The sequence below is a fragment of the Helcobacillus sp. ACRRO genome (genome assembly GCF_022347125.1).
In the GTDB taxonomy this organism is placed as follows: Bacteria; Actinomycetota; Actinomycetes; order Actinomycetales; family Dermabacteraceae; genus Helcobacillus; species Helcobacillus massiliensis.
On record NZ_JAKRNG010000043.1, the window covers coordinates 1 to 10,102 of the forward strand.

Genomic DNA, 10,102 nt, shown 5'->3' on the forward strand with positions numbered 1-10,102 from the left:
CCCCGCAGACCCTCCAGACCGTCACGCGCCGCCCCGCCGCCACCCGGCGCCGGCCCCGCCTCGCGAGTGCGAGAAGAAAGGACCGCCATGTCCGTCACAGCAGCCCAGGGCTTCACCGCCGGCTCCACCGCAGCCGGCCTGAAGACCACCGGACAATCCGACGTCGCCGTCGTCATCAACCACGGCCCCATGTTCTCCGCCGGTGCCGTGTTCACCCGCAACCGGGTGAAGGCCGCGCCCGTCCTCCTGTCCGAGGAGTCCCTCGCCACCGCTCACCGAACCGGCACCCCGATCACCACGGTGGCGCTGAACTCCGGCGGCGCGAACGCCTGCACCGGCGCCCAGGGCATGCGGGACGCCGCCTCCATGGCCGCTGCCGCCGGTGCCGCCGTCGGCGCCGGGTACGAGCAGGCGCTCGTCTGCTCCACCGGCCTCATCGGCACTCTCCTGCCGATGGACGCACTCACCGCCGGCATCGCGGCAGCCGCCGAGAGCGCCGGGGACAGCGCCGAGCACGGCACCGGCGCGGCGCAGGCGATCATGACCACCGACTCGGTGCACAAGGAGGCGCAGGTCAGCCGCGGCGGCATCACCGTCGGCGGCATGGCCAAGGGCGCCGGAATGCTGGCGCCGCAGCTGGCCACCATGCTCGTAGTCATCACCACCGACGCGGACATCACCCACAAGCAGGCGCAGAAGGCCGTCGCCGACGCCGTCACCACCACGTTCAACCGGGTCGATTCGGATGCGTGCATGTCCACCAACGACACCGTCATCCTCCTCGCCTCCGGCGCCAGCGGAGTGAAGCCCTCCCAGGAGGACATCACCCAGATGGTGCGGGAGGTGTCCGCGGACCTCGCCCGCCAGCTCGTCGCCGATGCGGAGGGCGCATCCCATGACGTCCACGTCACCGTCACCTCCGCCACCACCGAGGACGCCGCCGAAGCAGTCGCCCGGGAGATCTGCCGCTCCAACCTCGTGAAGGCCGCGATCTTCGGCAACGACCCCAACTGGGGCCGGATCGTGGCGGCCGCAGGCTGCGTGCCGGAGCAGGTGGCGCCGTTCAGCGCCGACGACCTCTCCGTCACCGTCAACGGCATCGAAGTGTGCCGCGGCGGGGGAGTGGGCCGTGACCGCGACCTCGTGGACATGACACCGCGCGAGGTGGAGATCGTGGTGGATCTCGGCGCCGGCACGGCCAGCGCCGACATGTGGACCAACGACCTCACCCACGACTACGTCGAAGAGAACAGCGCCTACTCCTCATGATCGATGCAGTGAAGTACTCCGACGTCCTCGAACGCGCCCAGCTGAAGTCCGAGGTCCTCATCGAGGCCCTGCCGTGGATGCAGCGCCTCCACGGCAAGATCGTGGTGGTGAAGTACGGCGGCAACGCCATGATCGATGACGAGCTGAAGGCAGCGTTCGCCTCCGACATCGTGTTCATGTGCCACGCGGGCCTGCGCCCCGTGGTGGTGCACGGCGGCGGCCCCCACATCACCGCGATGCTGGAGCGCCTCGGCATCCACTCCGAGTTCCGGGGCGGCCTGCGGGTCACCACCGAGGAGACGATGGACGTGGTGCGGATGGTGCTTGCGGGCCAGGTGGGCCGCGAACTGGTCGGCCTGATCAACCAGCACGGCGCCTACGCCGTCGGCATGAGCGGGGAGGACGCGAACCTGCTGCAGGCGCGCCGCCGGCCCCCGCAGGAGATCGAGGGGGAGATGGTGGACCTCGGCCTCGTCGGCGACGTCACCGGCGTCAACCTCCGTAACCTCATGGCCATCCTGGATGCGGGCTTCATTCCCGTGGTCTCCTCCATCGCACCGGAGATCACGGCCGACGGCACCGCATCCGGCCAGGTGCTCAACATCAACGCCGATACCGCCGCGGCAGCGCTGGCGACCGGGCTGAGTGCGGAGAAGCTGGTGATGCTCACGGACGTGGCGGGACTGTACGCGGACTACCCGCGCACCGAGTCGCTGATCCCGGAGATCTCCGCGAAGGACCTGCGGGAGATGCTGCCGACCCTGACAGCCGGCATGATTCCGAAGGCGCAGGCGCTGCTGGATGCGGTGGACCGCGGTGTGAGGACCGCCGCCATGATCGACGGCCGCATCACCCACTCGGTGCTGTTGGAGATCTTCACGGAGAAGGGCGTGGGAACAATGGTTCGGAGGGACGACTATGTCTGAGTTCAGCAGTCAGCACGCACAGCAGGCCCCGTCGGCAGCCCCGGGCGCCGCCGAGACCGCAGCCGCGCCCACGCTGCAGCGGTACGCGGACGCCATGATGCCGCTGTTCGCACCGTCGCGCGTCCTGGTGGAGGGCCACGGCTCGTACGTCACCGATGAGGCCGGCGCCACCTACCTCGACCTGCTCGGCGGCATCGCCGTCAACGCCCTCGGCCACGGCCACCCGGCGCTCGTCGGTGCGATCACCGAGCAGGCGCAGCACATGGTCCACGTCTCGAACCTGTTCGCCACGAAGCCGCAGATCGACCTGGCGGAGAAGCTGCTGCACCTGGCGAACGCCCCCGCCGGCTCCGGCGTGTTCTTCACCAACTCCGGTACGGAGTCCACGGAGGCGGCGTTCAAGATCGCGCGCCGCACCGGAAAGCCCCGCATCCTGGCGCTGGAGAACGCGTTCCACGGCCGCTCCATCGGTGCGCTCGCCCTCACCCACAAGCACGCGTTCCGACAGCCGTTCGAGCCGCTCCCGGGCGGGGTCGAGTTCATCCCGGCGAACGACACCGACCGCCTGCGCGCCGAACTGAAGGCCGGGGGAGTGGGCGCCGTCATCGCCGAACCGATCCAGGGGGAGGCGGGTGTGCTGCCGCTGGAGCACGACTACCTCTCGGCGATGCGCATCCTCACCCGCGAGCACGGCGCGCTGATGATCCTGGACGAGATCCAGACCGGGGTGGGCCGCACCGGCCACTGGTTCGCGCACCAGGAGCACGGCATTCAGCCGGACGTCATGACCCTCGCGAAGGGCCTCGGCGGCGGCTTCCCGATGGGCGCCGTCGTCGCGTTCGGCGAGGACGCCTCCACTCTGCTCACCGCCGGCCAGCACGGCACCACGTTCGGCGGCGGGCCGCTCGCCGCAGCCGCCGGTCTCGCCGTGCTCACCGCCATCGAGGCCGACGGGCTCCTCGCGCACGTGAGGCGCACCTCCGAGCAGGTGCGGGAGCAGATCCAGCAGCTGCAGCACCCCGTGATCGCGGGTGTGCGCGGCAGCGGCTTCCTGCTCGGCCTCGAACTGAACGAGCCGATCGCAGCGGACCTGGTCACAGCCGGTCTGAACCGGGCCGCCGCTCCGGCGCGCCCCGCCCTCGCTCCCACCATCGGCGCCCCCGCGGCCGGGGCGCTGCATCCTGAGGCCGGTGGCAGAATCGGCTTCATCCTCAACGCCCCCACCGCGACCGTTCTGCGGCTCGCCCCGCCCCTGACCACCACGGCCGAGGACTTCGCCCGCTTCACCGCGGCGCTGCCGGCCCTGATCGAGGAGGTCACCTCCTGATGCGACACATGCTGATGGACGACTCCCTTACGTCCGCCGAACAGAACCAGGTGCTGCACCTCGCCGCCCAGATGCGCGAGGACCGGTTCCTGCGCCGCCCCTTCGAGGGGCCGAAGACCGTGGCCCTGCTGTTCGACCTCCCCTCCACCCGCACCCGCGTCTCCTTCGCCACGGGCGTTGCGGAGCTCGGCGGCCACTCCCTGGTGATCGACACCGGCGCCAGCCAGCTCGGCCGCGGAGAGCCGATCGCGGACACCGCGCGGATCCTGTCGCGGATGAACCACATGATCGTGTGGCGCACCAGCGGGCACGAGCGCCTGGTGGAGATGGCGGAGCATGCGAGCGTGCCGGTCATCAACGCCCTGACCGACGCCGGCCACCCCTGCCAGATCCTCGCGGACTTCGCGACGATCGCGCAGCGCCGCGACGGCCTGGAGGAGAGCGGTCCCGCTCTGGCCGGCCGCACCCTCGCCTACTGCGGCGACGGTGCGAACAACATGGCCGCCTCCTACCTCATCGGCGGGGCGCTCGCCGGCATGCACGTGCGCGTTGCGGCTCCCGCCGGCTGGGCGCCGTCGGCGGAGACCGTGCAGCGCGCCAGCGCCATCGCCGCCGAGACGGGCGGCTCCGTCACCGTCACCGAGGACCCGCGCGAGGCGTGCCTCGGCGCCCAGGTGATCGCCACGGACACCTGGGTGTCGATGGGCACCGAGAAGGACGAGCGGATCGAGCGGGCGCTGCGCCCCTACGAGGTGACCGAGGAGCTGATGGCGCTCGGCGATGACGCACTGTTCCTGCACTGCCTGCCCGCCTACCGGGGCATGGAGGTCGCCGCCAGCGTCATCGACGGCCCCGCCAGTGCCGTGTGGGATGAGGCGGAGAACCGTCTGCACGCGCAGAAGGCGCTGATGACCTTCCTCGCCGACGCCGCCTCCTCCTCCAGCACCGGCCAGGCCAGCACCGGCGAGGCGACCACCGGCCCGGCGGACACCCGGGCACCCGGGGACTCGGCGCATCCGTCGGCCCCCACTGCGACCATGGAGGCCGCCCGATGACCGACGCGCAGCTCACCCCGCACACCAAGGCGTCCCGCCAGCAGCTGATCACACAGCTGCTCGCCCACAACGAGGTCTCCAGTCAGTCCACTCTGCTGTCCCTGCTGGAGAAGGAGGGCGTGTCGGTCACGCAGGCGACCCTGTCGCGCGACCTCGTGGACCTGCGCGCCGAGAAGGTGCGCTCCTCCACGGGCGTGCTGGTGTACACCCTGCCGGCGCTCGGCGGGGAGCGGCACCGGCCGTTCCGCCCCGGCGAGGAGGCCGCCGACTACTATTCGGCTCGGCTCGCGCGGCTCTGCGAGGAGCTGCTGGTGTCCGCGGAGGCCAGCGACAACCTCGTGGTGGTGCGCACACCCCCGGGGGCGGCGCAGTACCTCGCCAGTGCCCTCGATCACTCCGTGATCCCGACTCTGCTGGGCACCATCGCAGGAGATGACACGATTCTGCTGATAGCCCGCAGCATCGCCGACGGTCCCGAGCTGGCGGACAGGCTCCTGTCGCTCGCGAACGGGCGCACCCCGAACACCTGACATCCGGCCCGACGGGCCCCGAAGACTTCCACAGCATCATCCCGAAGAGGAGGAACCCCATGACAGAGAAGATCGTCCTCGCCTACTCCGGCGGCCTCGACACGTCGGTCGCCATCGGCTGGATCCACGACGCCACCGGCGCTGATGTCATCGCCTGCGCGGTCGACGTCGGACAGGGCGGCGAGGACCTCGAGGTCATCCGCCAGCGCGCCCTCGACTGCGGTGCCGTGGAGGCGTACATCGCCGATGCGCGCGACGAATTCGCCGAGGAGTACTGCATGCAGGCGCTGAAGGCGAACTCCCTGTACATGGACGCCTACCCGAACGTCTCCGCCATCTCCCGCCCCGTCATCGCGAAGCACCTCGTGGCCGCCGCGAAGAAGTTCGGCGCCACCACCGTGGCGCACGGATGCACCGGCAAGGGCAACGACCAGGTCCGCTTCGAAGTGTCCATCACCTCCCTCGCCCCGGAGCTGAACTGCATCGCCCCGGTGCGCGACCTCGCCCTCACCCGCGACAAGGCGATCGACTACGCCGAGCGCAACAACCTGCCGATCGAGACCACGAAGTCCAACCCGTTCTCCATCGACCAGAACGTGTGGGGCCGGGCCATCGAGACCGGGTTCCTCGAGGACATCTGGAACGAGCCCACCAAGGACGTCTACTCGTACACCGACGATCCGGCGTTCCCGCCGGTCGCCGACGAGGTCGTCATCACTTTCGAGCAGGGCGTGCCAGTCGCGATCGACGGCGAGAAGGTGACGCCGCTGCAGGCGATCGAGCAGATGAACCGCCGCGCCGGCGCGCAGGGCATCGGCCGCATCGACATCGTGGAGGACCGCCTGGTGGGCATCAAGTCCCGCGAGGTGTACGAGGCACCCGGCGCGATGGCGCTGATCGAGGCGCACCGGGAGCTGGAGCGCGTCACCCTGGAGCGCGAGCAGGCCCGCTTCAAGCGCGAGGTCTCCGACCGCTGGACCGACCTGGTGTACGACGGCCAGTGGTTCTCCCCGCTGAAGCGCTCCCTGGATGCGTTCATCGACGACACGCAGCGCTATGTCTCCGGTGACATCCGCATGCGCCTGCACGGCGGCCGCGCCACCGTCACGGGCCGCCGCAGCGACTCCGGCCTGTACGACTTCAACCTCGCCACCTACGACGAGGGCGACAGCTTCGACCAGTCCAACGCGAAGGGCTTCATCGAGATCTACGGCCTGGCCTCCAAGCAGTCCACGGCACGCGATGAGAAGTTCGGCAACGGCCCCACCTTCGGTGACGGCTCCAGCCTCAACGCAGGGAGCGAGTCCTGATGCCCGCGAGCGGTTCCGGGAAGGCGGAGGGCCAGGGGGCCGACGGGCGCATCAGCCTGTGGGGCGGACGCTTCGCGTCGGGCCCCGCGGAGGCGATGGCGGCGCTGTCGAAGTCCACGGACTTCGACTGGCGACTCGCGCACTACGACCTGCTGGGCTCTCGCGCCCACGCGCGCGTCCTCAACCGCGCCGGTCTGCTGGACGAGGACGAACTGCAGCGGATGCTGCAGGCACTGGACACGCTCGATGAGCGCGTCGCCTCGGGCGAATTCGTTCCCTCGCTGGAGGATGAGGACGTGCATTCGGCGCTGGAGCGCGGCCTGCTGGAGATTGCGGGCGATGAACTCGGCGGCAAGCTGCGCGCCGGCCGGTCCCGCAACGACCAGGTGGCGACGCTCGGCCGCATGTACCTGCGTGATCACGCGCGGGTCGTGGCCGCGGGCGTTCTGGACGTGGTGGCGGCGCTGATCGAGCAGGCGAAGGCGCACCCGGAGGCGCCGATGCCGGGCCGCACGCACCTGCAGCATGCGCAGCCGGTGCTGCTGAGCCATCATCTGCTGGCGCATGCGTGGCCGCTGCTGCGGGATGTGGAGCGCCTCGTCGACTTCGACAAGCGCGCCGCGGTGTCCCCGTACGGTTCGGGCGCGCTGGCCGGGTCGTCGCTTGGGCTGGATCCGCAGGCTGTGGCGCGGGAGCTGGGCTTCGCGGATTCGGCGGAGAACTCGATCGACGGCACCGCCTCGCGTGACGTGTTCGCAGAGTATGCGTTCGTGATGGCGATGATCGGGGTGGACCTGTCGCGCCTGAGCGAGGAGATCATCCTGTGGAACACGAAGGAATTCTCCTTCGTCACCCTGGATGATGCGTTCTCCACGGGGTCCTCGATCATGCCGCAGAAGAAGAACCCGGATGTGGCGGAGCTGACGCGCGGCAAGTCAGGTCGCCTGATCGGCGAGCTGTCGGGCCTGCTGGCCACGCTGAAGGCGATGCCCCTGGCGTACAACCGCGACCTGCAGGAGGACAAGCTGCCGGTGTTCACCGCGACGGATGACCTGGAGCTGCTGCTGCCGGCGTTCGCGGGCATGGTGGCGACCCTGACCTTCCACACGGACCGGATGGCGCATCTGGCGCCGCGCGGCTTCGCACTGGCGACCGATATTGCGGAGTGGCTCGTGCGCCAGGGCGTGCCGTTCCGGGTGGCGCATGAGCTGTCCGGTGCGGCGGTGCAGCTGGCGGAGGAGCGCGACTGCGAGCTGTGGGACCTCACCGATGAGGACTATGCGGGGATCTCGGAGCATCTCACGCCCGAGATGCGGGAGGTGCTGACCACCCTCGGGTCGATCGATTCGCGGTCCTCGAAGGGCGGCACGGCCCGGTCGGCAGTAGCGGAGCAGGTGTCGCGCGCGCAGGCTGCGCTGGAGGACCTGCGGTCGTTCACTGAGCCCCTGCGGTAGGTTTAACCCGCAATCGTGACTGCCCCGGCAACGTCGGGGACAGTCACCGCCCTGGCGGGGCGGCCCGTCCTCCCGCCCCCGGACGGGGCGCACTGCTACCCGTCCCACCTGGGCGATCCGCCACCCGCCCCGTCGGGGCGATCACACGAAACGGAGAACAATCGGTGTCGAACATCGTCGACGAACTGGAATGGCGCGGCCTGCTCGTGAACTCCACGGGGCGTGATGCCATCGCTGAGTCCGCGGCGAAGGGACCCCTGTCTCTGTACTGCGGCTTCGATCCGACTGCGGCGTCGCTCCACGTCGGCCACCTGACCCAGGTGCTCACGATGCGGCGCTTCCAGCTCGCCGGTCACAAGCCCTACGCGCTGGTCGGCGGCGCCACCGGCCTCATCGGCGACCCGCGCATGTCGGGCGAGCGCGTCATGAACTCGGCCGACGTGGTCGGACAGTGGGTGGAGTCGCTGCGCGGCCAGATCGAACCGTTCCTCGACACTGAGGGCGAGTTCGGCGTCACCATGGTGAACAACCTGGACTGGGTGGGCGGTATGAACGCGCTGGAGTTCCTGCGCGACTACGGCTCGCACTTCCGCATGGGCACGATGCTGTCCCGCGAGATCGTGGCAGCGCGACTGCGCTCCGACGAGGGCCTCAGCTACCTCGAGTTCTCCTACCAGATCCTGCAGGGCCTCGACTTCCTCGAGCTGTACCGACGCCACGGCGTCACGCTGCAGTTCGGCGGGAACGACCAGTGGGGGAACATCGTCGGCGGTGCTGATCTGATCCGCAGGGTGGAGGGCGTGCAGGCCCACGCGATGACCACCCCGCTGGTGACGAAGGCCGACGGCACCAAGTTCGGCAAGTCCGAGGGCGGCGCCGTGTGGCTGGATCCGGAGCTGACCAGCCCGTACGCCTTCCACCAGTTCTGGCTCAACGCCGATGACCGCGACGTCATGAACTACCTGCGCTACTTCACCTTCCGCGACCGTGACGACCTCGCGGAGCTGGAGGAGGCGACGGCTGAGCGCTCCTTCAAGCGCGAGGCGCAGACCGCCCTGGCCGATGACCTCACCACGCTCGTGCACGGTGAGGAGGCGACGGCGCAGGCGAAGGCTGCGGCGGCTGTTCTCTTCGGCCGCGGCGATGTCCGCGAGCTCGACGACTTAACCGTCGGTGTGATCGCGGGCGAGCTGTCGACGGTGTCGCTGGCCGGCACGGCTCCGCTGATCGACGCCTTCACCGAGAGCGGCCTGGTGGAGTCCAAGGGTGCGGCTCGCCGCGCGCTGAAGGACGGCGGCCTGTCCATCAACGGCGAGAAGCTGGCCGGTGGTCCGGAGGCTCTGGATGCGGAGCTCGGTTCCGTGCAGCGACTCGCCGGTGGATATGTCCTGCTGCGCCGCGGCAAGAAGAACGCCGCCATGATCCGCATCGGCGACTGACTCGCCTGCGTCTCTGATGGACGTCGACCGCTTTCTCATGGATCGCGACCGAATCCTGATGGATCTCGCCCGATTCCAGATGGATCGCGACGCGGCATCGCATAGGAGGCAGACTCGGCTCCCCGATCACGACCACTGAACCCGAACGGGGCACCAGCACAGACTGGTGCCCCGTTCGCCGTCTCAGCACCGCCCCCTTCAGCAGCGCGGTCCCCGAACACGGTGGCCGCCGTCACGAAACTGCAGGTCAGCGACCTGAGAATCGGGACAGATCGGACGGCGAGCCGGGGCGTATGTTGCTCGCGCCACCAAATGCCCCCACAGGGTTGCGCGCCTCGGTTCGGGGGCCGTAGTGTTTTATCTCGTTGCCCCGCAGGGCGGTGAACGGGAGATGAACTTCTTCCGGGTGCTGCTCAGGGAGATAACTGAAGAGGTGAACCGGGACGGCCGTTCGGTGTGGCTGAGGTCACGGTGCCGGGATTTGACAGGGTCTGGTCAGCTGAGTAGGTTAGAGGGGTTGCTCCGGAGCGGACCGCCGATTGTGATCGGGGGTGAGGTTCGGGTGCGCAAGTTGTTTGATATCTCAATAGTGTGTCTGTTTATTGATGCCAAAGTTTTTTGGCAGAGGATCAATTTTTTAGTTGATTTCTTCGGACAATTGAACGCAGATCTTTTATCAGCGTCGGTTGTTTGTTTTCTGCCGGGTTTCAAATTTTTTTATGGAGAGTTTGATCCTGGCTCAGGACGAACGCTGGCGGCGTGCTTAACACATGCAAGTCGAACGATGAAGGC

General features: G+C 68.9%; 8 protein-coding genes and 1 rRNA gene. All 9 read left to right on the forward strand.

Annotated features, from left to right (window positions below; translation table 11 throughout):
* The first annotated feature begins 87 nt into the window (after positions 1–87).
* Positions 88–1,269, forward strand: coding sequence for a bifunctional glutamate N-acetyltransferase/amino-acid acetyltransferase ArgJ (gene argJ, locus MHY20_RS10980; protein WP_239376782.1), 1,182 nt, complete (start codon positions 88–90; stop codon positions 1,267–1,269).
* Positions 1,266–2,195 (forward strand): acetylglutamate kinase, encoded by a 930-nt coding sequence (gene argB / locus MHY20_RS10985; protein ID WP_183373573.1) that lies wholly within the window; start codon positions 1,266–1,268, stop codon positions 2,193–2,195. The genes argJ and argB overlap by 4 nt, the downstream gene beginning before the upstream one ends.
* On the forward strand, positions 2,188–3,522 hold the full coding sequence (locus MHY20_RS10990) for an acetylornithine transaminase (RefSeq protein ID WP_239376784.1): 1,335 nt from the start codon (positions 2,188–2,190) through the stop codon (positions 3,520–3,522). The genes argB and MHY20_RS10990 overlap by 8 nt, the downstream gene beginning before the upstream one ends.
* Positions 3,519–4,577: an ornithine carbamoyltransferase gene (gene argF, locus MHY20_RS10995; protein ID WP_239376790.1), complete on the forward strand. Its 1,059-nt coding sequence runs from the start codon at positions 3,519–3,521 to the stop codon at positions 4,575–4,577. The genes MHY20_RS10990 and argF overlap by 4 nt, the downstream gene beginning before the upstream one ends.
* Positions 4,574–5,107: an arginine repressor gene (locus MHY20_RS11000; RefSeq protein ID WP_183373575.1), complete on the forward strand. Its 534-nt coding sequence runs from the start codon at positions 4,574–4,576 to the stop codon at positions 5,105–5,107. Before argF ends, MHY20_RS11000 begins: the two co-directional genes overlap by 4 nt.
* 59 nt (positions 5,108–5,166) lie before the next feature.
* Positions 5,167–6,417 (forward strand): argininosuccinate synthase, encoded by a 1,251-nt coding sequence (locus MHY20_RS11005; protein WP_239376786.1) that lies wholly within the window; start codon positions 5,167–5,169, stop codon positions 6,415–6,417.
* Positions 6,417–7,871, forward strand: coding sequence for an argininosuccinate lyase (argH, locus tag MHY20_RS11010; protein ID WP_183373577.1), 1,455 nt, complete (start codon positions 6,417–6,419; stop codon positions 7,869–7,871). Before MHY20_RS11005 ends, argH begins: the two co-directional genes overlap by 1 nt.
* 164 nt (positions 7,872–8,035) lie before the next feature.
* Positions 8,036–9,310 (forward strand): tyrosine--tRNA ligase, encoded by a 1,275-nt coding sequence (gene tyrS, locus MHY20_RS11015; protein ID WP_239376788.1) that lies wholly within the window; start codon positions 8,036–8,038, stop codon positions 9,308–9,310.
* A gap of 716 nt (positions 9,311–10,026) precedes the next feature.
* Positions 10,027–10,102: ribosomal RNA gene (locus MHY20_RS11020) — 16S ribosomal RNA — on the forward strand; the annotation flags it as partial.

Excerpts from the sequence above, each read along its gene's own strand:
- argJ (WP_239376782.1), top strand. The coding sequence starts at position 88 with ATGTCCGTCACAGCAGCCCAGGGCTTCACCGCCGGCTCCACCGCAGCC.
- argB (WP_183373573.1), top strand. The coding sequence starts at position 1,266 with ATGATCGATGCAGTGAAGTACTCCGACGTCCTCGAACGCGCCCAGCTG.
- MHY20_RS10990 (WP_239376784.1), top strand. The coding sequence starts at position 2,188 with ATGTCTGAGTTCAGCAGTCAGCACGCACAGCAGGCCCCGTCGGCAGCC.
- MHY20_RS11000 (WP_183373575.1), top strand. The coding sequence starts at position 4,574 with ATGACCGACGCGCAGCTCACCCCGCACACCAAGGCGTCCCGCCAGCAG.
- MHY20_RS11005 (WP_239376786.1), top strand. The coding sequence starts at position 5,167 with ATGACAGAGAAGATCGTCCTCGCCTACTCCGGCGGCCTCGACACGTCG.
- argH (WP_183373577.1), top strand. The coding sequence starts at position 6,417 with ATGCCCGCGAGCGGTTCCGGGAAGGCGGAGGGCCAGGGGGCCGACGGG.